Source organism: Ruegeria sp. YTSA105 (genome assembly GCF_059610225.1).
In genome coordinates, this window is the sequence record NZ_JBXWNE010000004.1 from 166,298 (window position 1) to 182,032 (window position 15,735).

A 15,735-nucleotide genomic window follows, 5' to 3' on the forward strand; every position below is an offset into this window, starting at 1 on the left:
AAACATGAAAGAGGATCGTATGGATAATCCGCGCTTTTTGCCAAAAGGCGCAATTTCCGTGGACGTTTCCTATGACGGGCCGCCCAAGGCCTTCTATTTTCTGCTTTTACCCAACACGACGATGCTGGCTTTCAGTGCCGCGATTGAGCCTCTGCGCATATCAAATCAACTGTCCAGAAAGCAGCTGTTCGAATGGTACGTGCTCTCCACCGACGGAGAACCCGTGACCTGTTCCAACGGCATACGTGTTCAGGCGGATCACTCGGTTCATGACCTGGAGAAGGGAGCGTTTGTCTTTGTGTGTTCCGGAACGCAACCGATGAGGTCTTTCAACACAAATGTCCTGAACTGGATTCGGCGACAAAAGGCGCATGGATGTGAGTTCGGTGGGATTTGTACCGGTGCATTTGCCTTAGCAAAGGCGGGCGTGATCGGAACCAGAAACTTTACCGTCCATTGGGAAAACCGGCCTGGCTTTTGTGAGAACTTCCCAACAATGGAGCCGACCCAGAACCTCTATGAAATTGACGGGAAACTTAGAACATGCGGGGGCGGGCACGCCAGCACTGACATGATGCTTGAAGTTATCGAGGAATTGTTTGGCAACGCCTTGGCGAACAATGTTTCGGAAATGTGCCTGCACAGAAGGCTGGGAGAAGGCGGCAGCAAACAGGTATCGCCGGTTTCGGCGCTTTTGGGCACGCGAAATGCCAAATTGATCGAAGCGGTGCAAATCATGCGCGAGAATATTGAAACGCAGCTTAGCCTCGAGGCAATAGCGGATCAGGCGTCCCTGTCCCGGCGGCATATGGAGCGGCTATTCAGGCAGCACACTAACATGTCGCCGGGACGGTTCTATAATGAACTCAGGCTGGACCGTGCTTTTGCCCTGTTGAATGAAACAAACCTGAGCGTTTCTGAGATAGCCTTTGCATCCGGGTTTTCCAGTACGGATAGGCTTTCTGTGCATTTCCGGAACCGATTCAGAATATCACCGCATAATTTCCGGCGATCCTGGTCCGAGGAAACCCACCCAGAATGACTGGATGAGCACCACTTGATAGGTCCCAAGGACTATCCCTGTATAACGTTCTGACGTTGAACCCCCAGACCTTCGATCCCCAGTTCCATCTTGTCTCCAGGTTTGAGGTAAACCTGCGGATTTTGCCCCAGACCCACACCGGGGGGTGTCCCGGTCGAGATCACGTCGCCGGGTTGCAGTGACATGAATTGCGACAGGTGCGAGATCACCGCTGTGACACTGAAATGCATCGTTCTGGTCGAGCCATCCTGATACCGATGCCCGTTCACCTCAAGATACATTGGCAGGTCTTGGGGATCAGGGATTTCGTCCCGTGTCACCAGCCAGGGACCGATTGGGCCGAACGTATCTGCGGATTTACCTTTGACCCACTGACCTGAACGGTGCAGCTGAAAATCCCGTTCTGACAGGTCATTGATCACACAATATCCTGCCACATGGGCCAGTGCTTCATCCTCCGAGATGTATTTTGCTTCTTTTCCGATGACGACGCCCAGTTCCACCTCCCAGTCGGTCTTGACTGACCCGCGGGGGATTTCAACCGTGTCATCGGGGCCTATGATGGCGGATGTCGCTTTGAAAAAGACCACCGGCTCAGCAGGTAGGTCCATGCCGCTTTCGGCCGCGTGATCGGCAAAGTTTAAACCGATGCAGATGAACTTGCCGACACGTCCAACACAGGCGCCGATACGGCTGTCGGCATCGACGGGTGGCAGGGTTTCAAGATCCAGCGCGCGCAGCCGTGCGAGGGTTTCATCGCTAAGCGCTTCCCCAGCAATGTCGGCGACGATCCCCGACAGGTCCCGGATAGTGCCGTCTTTATCAACTATGCCCGGCTTTTCCGCGCCTGCTGGGCCGTATCGTAGCAATTTCATTTCACATTCCTCATTTGCTTCAGATCGTCCAGCCGCCATCAATGGCAAAGGGCTGTCCGGTTGTGTATTTGCTGGCATCGCTGGCCAGATAGAGCGCAAGTTCCGCGATCTCATCTGCGGTTCCGATGCGGCCCATGGGTTGCCGCGCGATAAAATCAGTCATTGCTTTCTCGTAATCCCCAGTTGCGCGCAACCGGTCGTGCAAGCTGGGGCTGTCGACAGTGCCGGGGCAGATCGCATTGCACCGGATGCCTTGAGTGACGAAATCGGCTGCGATCGATTTCGTCAGTCCGATTACGGCGGCTTTCGAGGCGCAGTATGCAAACCTGTTTGGAACGCCCTTCAACGAAGAGGCGACCGAAGACATGTTGATGATAGACCCGCCACCATGTTCCAGCATTGTTGGCAGGGCACATTGGATCAGCCGGTACATCGATTTGACGTTCAGCTCAAAACTGGAATCCCAGTCACGTTCATCACATTCCAGAATGGACCCGCCAGCCACATATCCTGCGCAGTTGAACAAAACATCCAACGGGGGCGTGCCCGCGACGAAGTCCTGCACTGCCGCCGCATCGGTTACGTCAAGTTTTACCGACGTAACGCCTTGGATATTTTGCAACTCTGCCAGAGAGGTATCATTAATGTCGCTGGCAAAAACCTGTGCACCTTCGGCGGCGAACAATTCGGCTGTTGCACGCCCTATGCCCTGTCCCGCGGCGGTGATCAGAGCAGTTTTGCCAGCCAGACGGCCAAGGTTTTCGGATGATGTCATATCTAATTCACTCTCCTTCTAAAATCCAAGCTTCTGGGAACCACGACGGCAAAATCCCATCGGCATACAGCCTCGGAAAGATCAATCTAGTTCCTGAGATCATAGGCATGGGCAGCATTACCGCCCCGTATCGCCTGATGCTCGTGTGGTGACAGACCGGTTAACAGCGTATCGGTCGCCTCGAGCCATCGTTCATAACTGCTGTTTAATGTGCAAACCGGCCAGTCGCTGCCCCAGATCAGGCGATAGGGCCCGAATGTGTTCAGCAGGTGATTCACATAAGGCTTCAAATCTTCTACCGTCCAATTCGCCCCGGCCTCGGTCACCAACCCGGAAAGTTTGCACCAGGCATTTGTATTTCGGGCCAATGTCGACATGTCTTCTTGCCAGCCCTCCATGACTCCCTCCCGGATCAGGGGCTTGGCACCGTGATCAATCACCGTGCGCATATGTGGGTGCCGATCCAGCAGCTGTTGAAGCGGCCCCAGATGTCGCGGCAGGGTCAGCGCATCAAAGGTAAGGTTTGACTGTTGCAGAGAGTCAAAAGCCGGTGTCAGCCCATCCTTGAGCATCCATAATGGGTCGGGAATGTCCTGAACCATGGGGCGCAAACCGACAAAAACCGGGTGGGCAGCCAGTCGTGCGATTTGTTCCGGTGCGTCGGCGGCCTCAAAATCAACCCATCCGACAACGCCTTTTATGAACGGGGCCTGCTCGGCGAGTGACAGCAGATATTCGGTCTCAGCAGCTGTCGGCGCAGCCTGTACTAAGACCGTACCGTCAATTCCCGCTCCTTTCAGCAATGGGGCCAGATCCGCGGGCGCGAAATCCGCGTAAATCGGCCCCAGATCCGGTGTCAGCCAGCCATAGTCTTCGCGCGCCAATGTCCAAAAATGCTGATGGGCGTCGATCTTCATCCAAGAACACCCTTTTTCAGGATGATGTTGCCATACAGCCGACGTTCGCCGGTTTGCACGATCGCAAAAGCTGTGGCCGCCCGGTCGTAAAAGGCGAAACGTTCAAGGCCCTGTATCGTGGCCGGGTGGTCCGCTATTTCGCTGATAATGGTCTGAAAATCGGCGATGGCCTCAGGTATAGCATCCGGATCGCCAACAACCTGCATGGTCAGGGCCGGGTCAGGCACAAATGTGTCCAACGGCATGACAGACAAAATAGCTCTTAGGATTTCGCTGGCGCTTGACCCGTCGGCACGTATGCAGCCCGGCCCAGAGCTGGAGCCGGGGAAATTCGCATCCGCAATCACGATTTCATCGCCATGCCCCATAGCGCGCAGGGTGTACAACAGGTCAGGCGACAGGATGGGATCAATATTACGCAGCATAGGCAGTCTCTCCGGGAAGGGGGGCGTCGGAACGGATCAATCCTTCCGAACACAGATCAGACCAAAGCGCAGCGGGGATTTGACGTTCGAGCAGGGCCGCATTGGCCTGCACCTCGGCCGCATTCACCGCGCCGGGGACAACGGTTTTGACGCAGGGATGGCCAAGGACAAATTGCAAGGCAGCAGCGATCAGTGGTGTATCATGGGCTGAGCAGACAGCCTCGATCTGGCGAACTCGGGCAAGGATGTCTTCGGGTGCATCAGCATAATTGTATTTCGCACCGGAAACAGCGCCGGTTGCGAGGATACCCGAGTTGTACGGCCCGCCAAGAATTATGCCCACGTCCCGCTTTTCGCAAAGGGGTAGAAAGCTGTCTAAAGCGTCTTGTTCCAAGAGGGTATAACGGCCTGCCAGAAGAAACCCGTCAAAGTCGCCCAAGCCCAATAATCTTTCGCAGACCTGCCATTCATTTACACCGGCTCCAATGGCGGAGATTTCACCGGCTTCACGAAGTTCGACCAGAGCTTTGTATCCGCCGCCATCGAACAGTTCCCGGATCTTGGCATCAGATGCCTCCTGACTGCCCTGACTGAACGCACAGACGTCATGCACAAGCAGGATATCGGCGCATGAGACACCCAACCGGTCGCGGCTGGCGTCGTAGGATCGCATGACCCCGTCATAGGTATAGTCGAAAACGATACGTTTCTGCGGCACATCAACAAAGGCTTCGGGTGTGACCTGATGCGGTGCGCAATCCAGCAGCAGACGCCCGATCTTGGTCGAAAGTTGAATCTCTTCGCGTCCGAACCGGGCAATAGCCTGGCCAAATCGTTGCTCGGAGCGGCCCAGCCCATATTGCGGTGCGGTGTCAAAAAATCGGATGCCCAAATCAAAGGCTGCCTGCAGCGCAGCCTGCGCATCCTCGTCTGATACTTTGCGATAGAGATTCCCCAAAGGCGCGCCACCAAAACCCATCCTGGTCAGCGGAACGGGTCGCGCCGTGCGGCCATTTAGAAGCTCTGTTGCGGTAACTGTCATCCTGCCTCGCGTATTGGATGAGGGGAGTCCGTGAAAAGGTGGGACTGTTCCTGCTGCAAGCGTTGAATCCGAGGCATCAACTGCCCAAGATGATGTTGCATGGCGTCCTGTGCAGCTTTTTCATCTCTCTCAAGAATCGCGTTGAAAATGGCGCGGTGTTCGGCCAGCGTTTCCACCACCCGGCCCGGGGTGGGCAGCAGCAGCATTCGCGCTCTGGTCACTTGCAGTGAAACGGTTTGCGCGACGTCGCTTAACCTGTTGAATCCTGTGAATTTCATTAGCAGGCCGTGGAATTCTTCATCCGCCTCGTAAAAGCCGGGGACATCTTCATCTTCGATCAGCAGCTCTTGCAGACGCATGTTGCGGCCCAGTATCTTGCGCTGATCCTCGGTCAAATCGCGCGCGACTTTGGCGACCGTCGCAAGTTCAAGTGCTTCACGCAGGAACATGCCCTCGCGAATTTCGGACATCGAGAAATAGGATACGCGCGTGCCGGATTGGGGCACGACATCCACCAGACCCTCGGAAGCAAGTCGGGCAATCGCCTCGGTCACGGGCGCACGCGAAACGCCAAGGCGTTCGCATATCGGCGCCTTCCTGAGGTTGTCGCCCGGCGCGAAGTCCAGCGACAGGATTGCATGCTTGATTGAGAGGTAAACGCGCTGAGACAACGAGCCCTCAGACGTAGAAATATCGCGCAGGTGCAGAGCGTTTATGTCCTGTGGTTTATTCATATTTGGTGACCTAGCATACTAACATGTTAGTTGACAAGTGCGTGTCCGACGATTAGCAGTCGGGATCAGCAAACAGGAAAATGATGCAACCAGATCAGAAAATAAAGGCTTCTGAGCCCGCAGCGCGCGATACAGTCAGGTTGAACCCGGACGACAATATCGTCATTGCACTCCGAGATCTGAAGATCGGCACGCAGCCTTCCGGGCTGAATGTCCCGCTTCGGGATCAGGTTCTGCGTGGGCACAAGATTGCTATTACCCCAATTTCTGCCGGAAAAAACGTCATTCGCTATGGTCAGATCATTGGTCAGGCAAAGGCAGATATCGCAGCCGGAGATCACGTCCATGTCCACAATCTTGGTATGGGGGCCCATCAGCAGGACTATGCCCATGCGACCGCAAATACTCCTTTGCCGCATATCGACGAAGAGCGGAGTTTTCTTGGGTATCACCGGTCCGATGGGAAGGTTGGCACGCGCAACTATATCGGAATTCTGACGACGGTGAATTGTTCGGGTTCAGTAGCCCGGTTCATCGCCGAAGCGGCCTCAAAAAGCGGGTTGCTTGATCCATATCCCAACGTGGACGGGGTGGTGCCCATCGTGCATGGCACGGGCTGCGGTATGTCGGCCAAGGATGACGGCTATGCTACGTTGATGCGCACCCTGGCCGGGTACGCCCAGCACCCGAACTTTGCCGGCATTCTGCTGATCGGGCTGGGATGTGAGGTCATGCAAGTGGCCGGTTTGGTTGATGGCCGCCCCATCCGCGAGGACGGTGCCTTGCGCTATATGACCATCCAAAACGAAGGCGGTACGCGCCGCACGATCGAGCGCGGGCTTGCCGAGCTGGAGGGGATCGCTCGGCTCGCCAATCAGGCCGTCCGCAAGCCGGCTCGGATCAGTGCGATTACGGTCGGGATGCAATGCGGTGGCTCGGATGGTTATTCCGGCATCACTGCCAATCCGGCGCTTGGATATGCCTCTGATTTGCTTGTGCGCCATGGCGGAACAACAATCCTATCGGAAACCTCTGAAATTTATGGCGCCGAGCATCTTTTGACCCGGCGCGCAGAAACGCCGGAAATCGGCGAAAAACTGATCGAACGTATTCATTGGTGGGAAGATTACACCAAGCGCAATGGCGGCGAGATGGACAACAATCCAAGCCCCGGAAACAAGCGCGGTGGACTGACGACCATTCTTGAAAAGTCTCTGGGTGCGGTGGCCAAGGGGGGCACGGCCCCGATGCGCGACGTCTACAGATTTGGCGAAATTATCGACAAAAAGGGCTTTGTCTTCATGGACAGCCCCGGGTTCGATCCTTGCTCAGTCACGGGTCAGGTAGCAGCGGGTGCCAATTTGATCGTGTTCACCACGGGCAGGGGGTCGGTCTCCGGATATCAACCCACGCCCTGCATCAAGCTGGCAACAAATTCGGAAATGTACGCCCGCATGTCCGAAGACATGGATCTGAATTGCGGCGACATCGTCACTGACGGGGTCAGTATCGAGGCCAAGGGCGAAGAGTTGTTCGAAATGTTGATCCGTGTCGCATCGGGCGAACAAACAAAAAGCGAAGAGCTTGGTTTTGGGGGCGTTGAATTTGTCCCCTGGCAAATTGGCGCTGTGATGTAGCGGCAGGTTCGTCAGAGGTAGGGGCAAAATGGGAGGAGAGATGGAAAAACTGGTCGAAATGAAGGGGATCGAAAAGTATTTCCCCGGTGTGCACGCGCTGAAATCCGTGCAGTTCGATCTGTTTTCGGGCGAAGTCCACGCGCTTATGGGGGAAAACGGGGCGGGGAAGAGTACGTTGATGAAAATCCTGTCCGGGATCTATCAGCGCGATGGCGGCGACTTGGCCATTCAAGGCAAATCAGCCAGTCCCACATCCCCGCGTGAGGCTCAGAACCTCGGGATCGGGATCATCCATCAGGAACTGAGTCTGATGAATGATCTGACCGTAGCGCAGAACATCTTTATCGGACGCGAGCCCCGGAAACGTTTTGGTCGCCTGGACGAGGCCGCGCTGAACGCTCAAACCGCTGAAATCTTCGGGGCGATGAACCTGAACCTTGATCCCAAAGCGCTGGTCGGCGGGTTGACCATTGCCAAGCAGCAGATGGTCGAAATTGCCAAGGCGCTGTCCTATCGCTCCAAGGTTCTGGTCATGGACGAACCGACCGCAGCCCTGAACGACGCCGAGATTGCCGAGCTGTTCGTCATCATCCGCCGCCTGAGGGCGGAAGGGGTGGGGATTGTCTATATCAGCCACAAAATGGACGAGCTGAAACAAATCGCCGACCGTGTGACTGTCATGCGCGACGGTGAATATGTTGGCACTGTCGGTGCCAGTGACACGCCGATCAGCAAAATCATTGCGATGATGGTTGGGCGCGAAGTATCCGAAGACCCTCTGGATGTGCCGGACCTGAGCGATGCCGAGGTTTCTCTGGAAGTCGCAGGACTGACGCGGGGCATGGATCTGAAAGATGTCAGCTTTTCGGTCCGGAAGGGTGAAATCTTGGGCTTTGCTGGGCTGATGGGGGCAGGGCGGACCGAAGTTGCGCGGGCAATCTTTGGGGCTGACACTATCGATGGCGGTGAAATCCGGGTACATGGGCAGATCGTGCCCATCCGTTCCCCTGTGGATGCCGTGCGGGCCGGGATCGGGTACCTGTCCGAGGATCGCAAGCATTTCGGCCTCGCCACGGGAATGAACGTCCGCGACAATATCGCTCTGGCTTCGATGGATAGGTTTACCAGTGCCACCGGTGTTCTGAACGATAGCGAAATCAGCACTACGGCCAAAGGCTATATCGCCCAGCTTGGCATTCGCACACCCTCGGATGTGCAAGAGGTGCGCCTGTTGTCCGGCGGCAATCAGCAAAAGGTAGTCATCGCAAAATGGCTTCTGCGAGATTGCGACATCCTGATCTTTGACGAACCCACGCGCGGTATTGATGTCGGTGCAAAATCGGAAATCTACAAACTGCTCGAAGAACTGGCCGCGCAGGGAAAGACGATCATCGTGATCTCATCCGAATTGCCGGAAATCATGCGCCTCAGCCACCGCATCGCCGTCATGTGCGAAGGCCGGCTGACCGGAATTCTGCCCGGCGGAAACAACACCACTCAGGAAGACATCATGCATCTGGCCACCCAACGCACGGCGGCGATGCAGGTCACAGGGACAGCAATATGACCACAGCAACGGATATAGACAAAAAAAAGCCCCTGGCGGGCCTGTCGGAAAGCGGCGCGTATCAAAAGCTGCTGGCCTTTGCCAGTCTCATCGCCCTGTTGATCGGCTTTTCGATCGCATCGCCGAACTTCATGCAAACCTCGAACATGATTGCCATTCTGCAGGCAACTTCGGTCAACGGCGTACTGGCCGTTGCCGCAACTCTGGTGATCATCACGGGCGGAATCGACCTGTCGGTTGGCACTTTGATGACCTTCTGTGCCGTGATTGCGGGCGTGGCCCTGACTTATCTCGGCATGCCCCTGCTTTTGGGTGTTGCTGCAGCCATTGCAGCGGGTGCGTTTTGTGGTCTGTGTTCGGGCACATTTGTGGCCAAAATGAAAATCCCGCCCTTCATCGCGACGCTGGGCATGATGCTGATCCTCAAGGGTCTATCGCTGGTTATCTCGGGCACACGACCGATCTATTTCAATGACACGCCTGGTTTCGATCAGATCTCGCGCGGGTCTCTGATCGGAGAAATCATCCCCTCGGTGCCTATCCCGAACGGCGTGCTGATCTTGTTTTTGGTCGCGATTGCAGCATCCTATATCCTCAGCCGCACTGTTTTGGGCCGCTATACGTTTGCTTTGGGATCAAACGAAGAGGCGGTCCGCTTGTCGGGTGTCAACACCGACGCCTGGAAGATGCGAATCTACGCGCTGGCCGGGGGAATTTGCGGCATCGGCGGCATCCTGATCGCCTCGCGCCTGAACTCGGCACAACCCGCTTTGGGGCTGGGATACGAACTTGAGGCCATCGCGGCTGTGGTCATTGGCGGAACCTCTCTGTCCGGCGGGCGCGGAACGATCCTGGGAACGCTCATCGGCGCGCTTATCATGGCTGTCCTGACCAATGGGCTGCGCGTTCTGTCTGTCGCGCAGGAATGGCAGACCGTTGTCACTGGCGCGATCATCATTCTGGCCGTCTATGCCGACATGGCGCGGCGCAAAAAGACCGGCTGAACAATTTTTAGGACCAAAGAAGATAACAACCAACTGGAGGAGAATATCATGTTAACACGTCGTTTCGTTCTGGGGGTGCTCAGCGCAGCCACCCTCGCAGCTCCGGCCTCGATGGCCATGGCGGAAGAAATCTATATTCCGCTGGTATCCAAAGGGTTCCAGCACCAATTCTGGCAGGCGGTAAAGCAGGGCGCCGAACAGGCAGCCGAAGAGTTTGACGTCACAATCACATTCGAAGGACCGGACAACGAAACGATGGTCGACCGTCAGATCGACATGCTGGCCGCAGCACTGGCAAACAATCCAAAAGCCATCGGCTTTGCCGCACTCGACAGTCAGGCCGCCATTCCGTTGCTGAAACAGGCAAATGACAAGGGTATCCCGATCATCGCTTTTGACAGCGGTGTCGACAGTGATATTCCTGTTTCTACTGCCACAACCGATAACCTAGCTGCAGCGGGGCTTGCCGCTGACAAAATGGCCGAAAAGATTGGTGGAAAAGGCAAAGTTGCAGTGGTAGCCCACGACCAGACCAGCCGCACTGGCATTGACCGCCGCGATGGATTTGTGAACCGCATTGCGGAAAAATACCCTGATATCGAGGTTGTCACCGTTCAGTACGGGCAGGGCGATCATCTGAAATCAACCGAGGTGACAAAAGCGATCCTCACTGCAAACCCCGATCTGGATGGTATTTTTGGCACCAATGAAGGCTCTGCCATTGGTGTCGTGAACGGGGTACAGGAATTGGGCACCGAAGGCCTTGTCATCATTGGCTATGACAGCGGCAAAGCCCAAAAAGACGCGATCAAAAGTGGTCTGATGACCGGGGCAATCACCCAGAACCCGGTTGGTATCGGCTATGAAACGGTCAAGGCGGCCGTCGCGGCGATGAAAGGCGAAGAAGTCCCCGCCCTAATCGACACCGGCTTTTACTATTACGATGCTTCCAATATTGACGATCCGAAGATCGCGGCAGTTCTTTACGACTAAGAGCCTGACAGCTTAATACGGACCGGTTCGCCCGATCGGCGGACCGGTTTTTTTGTCTTACTGGGTTGCAACAATCATCTTTTCTGTTTGCGGCGTTTTCATGCTATCCTCTACAGGTTATTTTTTTGATGTTTATTAAAGGTTGAAATTCCGGTGAAAAAAAAGCCCAGCAACAAGACCTATGTCCTGCGTCCCCTGGAAAAATCCGATCTTGAGACAATTCTGCCCTGGTTTCAAAATGTAGAGGATTTAGCCAAATTCGAACGCGTGTCCCGCATTCCTCTTAATCTTGCACAGACAGAGGAAAGCTGGAGCGACATGTTCACCGGCTCAGCCATCGGCCGCAGGTGTTGGTTCGTTGTTGAGAATTCGGCGGGAAAACTGGTCGGCATGAGCGGCCTCGAGGGGATATCGCCGATCAATCGCGATGCTGTCGTTGCGATGTTCGTCGATCATTCGGTGCGCCGCCATGGAGTTGGTATCAGGGCGACGGCTTTGGTCGCCGATTTCGCCTTTCGACAACTGGGGCTGAACCGGCTGACGTCGTATTATAGGGCGGATAATGTCAGCAGCAGAGACCTGGTTGCCAGACTGGGGTGCCAGATCGAGGGGTCGATGCGTCAGGCCTGGTTTGCAGATGGTCAATTTCACGATATGGTTGTGGTCGGGTTGCTGAGCAGCGGTTGGTTCGAAAACCGAAATTCACTGGCGAAAGAATTGGGCGGTGAAACCATCGTTAAGCTTGGCAATAATGCCTCGGATTGCTGGTGTTGGCCCCCGCAAGAGACTGGGTCGGACTAAGAGACGTTATTACCAATCGTTTCAAATCTTTTTTTGTTATACAAAAGTTAGGGTTCGTTCAGAACTCAGGAATCGAGTACCGCCAGTGAATACAGTTAACCCGAATTCATCAATCACTCAGAAGCTGGGTGCAGTCTTATTTGCAGATGTCGTCGGCTATTCTCGCCTGATGAGTGAGAACGAACTCGACACCTACAACGCTTTGAAGACACTTCTATCGCAGATCGAAGCCGCATGCGCCCGTTATCAGGGGCGTGTGGTCGAAGTGCGCGGTGACGGCATCCTGGCCCTGTTTGAAACAGCGACCAGCGCGGTCGAATTTGGTGTTGAGCTGCACCAAATTTCTGCCCAGCACAACGATTCAGGATCAGATCAACAGCAAATCAAGTTTCGCGTTGGCATCCATCTTGGAGAGATCCTGATAGATGAGCGTGGAATTCATGGCGACAACGTCAACATTGCAGCGCGATTGCAAGAAATTGCGGAACCCGAGCGGGTCTATGTCAGCTCTGCGGTGTATGATCAGGTTTGTAACCGGTTGCGGTATGGGTACGAATTTCTTGGTCCGCAGCATCTGAAGAACATTCTTTCGCCGGTTTCAACCTACTGTGTCCGCAGCGAGGTTGCCGGTGCTACTTTGGCGGGCACTATGCGTCCCGACGCTATTGTCGATCTGTTGGAACGCCCGGACACTCCGTCGGTCGCTGTGCTACCGTTCAGCATCAGCGGCGGGGATGAGTCTGACGGCTGGATTGCCGATGGTCTGACCGACGACATCATTCTGAACCTTTCCAAATTCAGAAACCTTTTCGTCATCGCCCGAAACTCATCATTCTTCTTCAGGGCGCAGTCCATGCCACCGAAGGAAGCCGCAAGAAAGCTGAATGTCCGGTATATCGCCCGGGGCAGTGTGCGTCGCTCTTCCAGTCGAATCCGCATTACTGCGGAACTGGTCGATGCAAACACTGAACGCACGATTTGGGGTGAGCGGTTTGATCGAAACATTGACGATATATTTGATATTCTGGACGAGGTGACTGAATGTATCGTCGCGGCCACGGCCGTAATGATCGAATCCCATGAGCGCCAAGTTATGGTTCAGGCCGTTCCTTCAGATCTGGAGGCATATGGCTCTGTCCTGCAGGGGCAGCAGCACATCTTCAAATACACGCGCAACGACAACCGCAAGGCACAGAATTTCTATCAATCTGCGCTGGAAAGGGACGGCAACTATGCCCGTGCCGCCGCCGCCTTGTCCCGAACGTTGAATCTGGATTGGCGATACTCGTGGACCGAAGATCCAGGCAGTGCATTCGAGCAGGCGCTGTCTTTGGCACAGCGGTCGATCGAATTGGACCCGACAGACGCGCGGGGATTTGGCGAGCTGGGATTTGTCCATCTGTATCGCAAGGAACATAGTGCGGCGCTACAGTCTTACCAACGTGCTTTGGCTCTCAACCCCAATGATGCGGATATGCATTCGGATTTCGCCGATGCGCTTGCACATTCGGGGGAAAATGAGACCGCCATCACGCATCTGCAACAGGCCATGCGTCTGAACCCGTACTTTCCGGATCAGTATCTCTGGCACCTCGGCGGCGCCTATTACAATCTCAGGCGCTATGAAGATGTTATCGAAACCGTCAACAAGATGAACAATCCAACCGAGGGTCAACGGATGCTGGCCGCCAGCCATGCGCAGCTGGGCAACATGGATATGGCACGCATGATTGCTGAAAAGCACCGCGCCGCACACCCGAACTTTTCTTTGTCACGCTGGGCCAAGGTGCTGCCCGACCGTCTGGAAGACGACACGCAGCACTTTGTCGAAGGGCTGAAAAAAGCGGGATTTTAGAACGGAAAAAGGCGCGAGATCCCGCGCCTTCTTTGCTGACTTTGTCCGAAGATCAGTCGCCGCCGCGTACTTTGGCTCCGCTAACCTTGGCGCCACTGACCTTGGCACCGCTGACTTTCGCGCCACTGACCTTGGCACCACTCACTTTGGCACCGCTGACCTTTGCACCGCTGATAGCAGGGCTGTCAAAGCCAAAATAGAGGTCTAGAAGAACCTGTTCGAACTGGCCTGTCATGACATCCATGCGCATGGTCTGATCGGACTTATCATAGCTCCAGAACTTGATACCGTCAGCGACCTGATAGTCCGCCGCCGCAACACCGCCAATCGAAGGATCCGTGGGCGCGCGCGAGGCCTGGTTTGGTGGCTCGCCCTTTTTGGCGACATCTTGACCATCGCCGTGAACCAGGAAAATCACCGGCTCGGGCAGGTCGTAGTAGGTGCCTTCATAGGCAAACCCGTAGATCTTGGCAAATTTGGCTTCGTCATTTCCTGAATTCGCGAGTTGCTCATCAAGATGTTTGTTGTTGCCTTTTCCTCTGCTTTTCTTTTTCGCAGGGTCGTAATCCAAATCGTCGATAACTCTGCCGTAAATCAACACTTCCGAAAAACTGAGCAAGGATTCCGCCATAAACTCATCTCCCAAATATGGGTCCATCACCCGAACCCCCTTCGATTAAATCCCGAGGATGACCGCATCGGTGTCTCCTCAAAAATCACCCCGCCTCTAAATGCCATAAATCTGCCGAAAAAAAAAGAATTTTGCTGTCATCAGTCTGGAACCTGCGTGCGGACGGAGTGTGCGTGACTGTCTTCATCAGGGTCAGGCAGCCGCGGACCGGCAGTTGCCACCCCGATATCACGCATCCGAAAGTTTCCTTCGATGATCCGCCGGAAGGCACCCCCGGTAATTTCCTGATCCACCGCCAGCATGGCCTTTTCGACACCGAAATAGCTGAGCATATCGGCGTCCAACATGCTCCAGGCGTCGGCCAGATAGGTGCCCAGGAAATCGCGCGCCTCAAGAAGTGCTACGCGGAATCCATCGGGGTTTTCGGCATATCGCTTGTCAAAAATACCCTGCATGACCTCGCTGTAATCGGGTGAATCCTCTAGCTGATCGGACAGGTCTTCCTCTGCCTGTGTGATAAGGCCATGAACCAACAGGCGCTCATGATAGATGTCCACCAAAATGTCGAACATTGCACCTGTCAGTGGCTCGGAAAGTGCATGTTCACTGGACCATCCGGCAGCGAATTCCGATAGTGACCGGTTGTTTGCGGCCGTTCTGATCTGTGCATTTTCCGAAAGCTCGGCAAAGCGATTCAGTCGATTGAAGCTGTAGAGATTGCCTTTGGTGTTTTCCAACAGCGCCTCTACCACCGAGCCAAAATGCAAAGAGGCCAGAAGCGCCACCATATCGGCGGCGGATTCATGGAACCCGTAATACTCACCCGAGACATCTCCGTCGGTGGGCATGCCCACGACGCTGTAAATGATTGAGTGGCCGATTTCATGTGCGACCACGTCGAAATTCAGGCTGTAGGGGCGATATTCGTCCCCGTGTTCATGGGTGCCCCCGGTTTCAAGGAAACCCCAACCGATATGCGCATTGTCCAGGCTTGGCAGCAGCGACAGTTCGAGCCGGTTAAAATCACGGGCGAAATGCCATGGGATTGGTCGGTCAAAATAGCCCTGCCAGACGTCCATCGTGAAATGCGCCGAGCCAAACAGATGCGCTGCCTCAAAAGCCGGGTCCGACGGGCCAATATGGATAAAGTTACCGAACTCATCAGGCATTGCCGGGGGATGGATATATCCGTTCCAGGGCGGCAGATACATTCCCGGACCATCCGGTCCGGGCACGATGGCCCCATAGGGTGTAGTCTTTCCGACAGGGTTAACCGTGTACATGCGCGGACCCGATGGACCAGGGCCGATACTGCCCTGCGGGGCCGATATTTCGACTAGCTCAAGCTGTGGGTCCTCTTCCAGAAAAGGGGATTGCGGATACAGCAGAAATCGCGTTCCAGGCTCTTCTTCATCAAGGTGATCTGGTAAGTTCACA

15 protein-coding genes are annotated in these 15,735 nt (G+C 55.1%); 7 read left to right on the forward strand and 8 right to left on the reverse strand.

Annotated elements, in window-relative coordinates:
• Positions 1-4: 4 nt before the first annotated feature.
• Complete coding sequence (locus tag AC2FH2_RS07590; protein WP_246097212.1) at positions 5-1,042, forward strand: GlxA family transcriptional regulator; 1,038 nt, start codon at positions 5-7, stop codon at positions 1,040-1,042.
• 32 nt (positions 1,043-1,074) lie between these two features.
• Here AC2FH2_RS07590 and AC2FH2_RS07595 read toward each other — a convergent pair whose 3' ends face one another.
• From AC2FH2_RS07595 to AC2FH2_RS07620, 6 genes are all read right to left on the reverse strand, one after another.
• A complete protein-coding gene (locus AC2FH2_RS07595) occupies positions 1,075-1,917 on the reverse strand; it encodes a fumarylacetoacetate hydrolase family protein (RefSeq protein WP_496693755.1) in 843 nt (280 codons plus the stop codon).
• A gap of 19 nt (positions 1,918-1,936) precedes the next feature.
• A complete protein-coding gene (locus AC2FH2_RS07600; RefSeq protein WP_142636305.1) occupies positions 1,937-2,692 on the reverse strand; it encodes an SDR family oxidoreductase in 756 nt (251 codons plus the stop codon).
• Positions 2,693-2,778: 86 nt separating this feature from the next.
• The gene (locus AC2FH2_RS07605; protein ID WP_496689340.1) at positions 2,779-3,609 is read right to left on the reverse strand and encodes an amidohydrolase family protein; all 831 of its coding nucleotides are present in this window, start codon (positions 3,607-3,609) and stop codon (positions 2,779-2,781) included.
• On the reverse strand, positions 3,606-4,034 hold the full coding sequence (locus tag AC2FH2_RS07610) for an RbsD/FucU family protein (RefSeq protein WP_142636301.1): 429 nt from the start codon (positions 4,032-4,034) through the stop codon (positions 3,606-3,608). Before AC2FH2_RS07610 ends, AC2FH2_RS07605 begins: the two co-directional genes overlap by 4 nt.
• Positions 4,024-5,076 carry an aldo/keto reductase gene (locus tag AC2FH2_RS07615; RefSeq protein ID WP_281995094.1) on the reverse strand — a complete coding sequence of 351 codons (1,053 nt, stop codon included), beginning with the start codon at positions 5,074-5,076 and terminating at the stop codon, positions 4,024-4,026. Before AC2FH2_RS07615 ends, AC2FH2_RS07610 begins: the two co-directional genes overlap by 11 nt.
• A complete protein-coding gene (locus AC2FH2_RS07620) occupies positions 5,073-5,810 on the reverse strand; it encodes a GntR family transcriptional regulator (RefSeq protein ID WP_496823251.1) in 738 nt (245 codons plus the stop codon). Before AC2FH2_RS07620 ends, AC2FH2_RS07615 begins: the two co-directional genes overlap by 4 nt.
• Positions 5,811-5,893: 83 nt before the next feature.
• Here AC2FH2_RS07620 and AC2FH2_RS07625 point away from each other — a divergent pair, with 83 nt between their 5' ends.
• The 6 genes from AC2FH2_RS07625 to AC2FH2_RS07650 all read left to right on the forward strand — a co-directional run bounded on the left by AC2FH2_RS07625 (position 5,894) and on the right by AC2FH2_RS07650 (position 13,667).
• Complete coding sequence (locus AC2FH2_RS07625) at positions 5,894-7,447, forward strand: UxaA family hydrolase (protein ID WP_496823296.1); 1,554 nt, start codon at positions 5,894-5,896, stop codon at positions 7,445-7,447.
• Positions 7,448-7,487: 40 nt separating this feature from the next.
• Positions 7,488-9,014 (forward strand): sugar ABC transporter ATP-binding protein, encoded by a 1,527-nt coding sequence (locus AC2FH2_RS07630; protein WP_496823252.1) that lies wholly within the window; start codon positions 7,488-7,490, stop codon positions 9,012-9,014.
• Positions 9,011-10,018, forward strand: coding sequence for an ABC transporter permease (locus tag AC2FH2_RS07635; protein ID WP_142636296.1), 1,008 nt, complete (start codon positions 9,011-9,013; stop codon positions 10,016-10,018). The genes AC2FH2_RS07630 and AC2FH2_RS07635 overlap by 4 nt, the downstream gene beginning before the upstream one ends.
• Positions 10,019-10,066: 48 nt before the next feature.
• Positions 10,067-11,011, forward strand: coding sequence for an ABC transporter substrate-binding protein (locus AC2FH2_RS07640; protein WP_271948847.1), 945 nt, complete (start codon positions 10,067-10,069; stop codon positions 11,009-11,011).
• A 153-nt stretch (positions 11,012-11,164) separates the two neighbouring features.
• Complete coding sequence (locus tag AC2FH2_RS07645; protein WP_281995091.1) at positions 11,165-11,812, forward strand: GNAT family N-acetyltransferase; 648 nt, start codon at positions 11,165-11,167, stop codon at positions 11,810-11,812.
• Between the two features lie 85 nt (positions 11,813-11,897).
• The gene (locus AC2FH2_RS07650) at positions 11,898-13,667 is read left to right on the forward strand and encodes an adenylate/guanylate cyclase domain-containing protein (RefSeq protein WP_281286267.1); all 1,770 of its coding nucleotides are present in this window, start codon (positions 11,898-11,900) and stop codon (positions 13,665-13,667) included.
• 52 nt (positions 13,668-13,719) lie between these two features.
• Here AC2FH2_RS07650 and AC2FH2_RS07655 read toward each other — a convergent pair whose 3' ends face one another.
• Entirely contained in the window at positions 13,720-14,325 is a 606-nt protein-coding gene (locus AC2FH2_RS07655) for a pentapeptide repeat-containing protein (RefSeq protein WP_246097208.1), read from the reverse strand.
• 113 nt (positions 14,326-14,438) lie between these two features.
• Positions 14,439-15,734 carry a gluzincin family metallopeptidase gene (locus AC2FH2_RS07660; protein WP_281972927.1) on the reverse strand — a complete coding sequence of 432 codons (1,296 nt, stop codon included), beginning with the start codon at positions 15,732-15,734 and terminating at the stop codon, positions 14,439-14,441.
• Position 15,735: the final 1 nt, after the last annotated feature.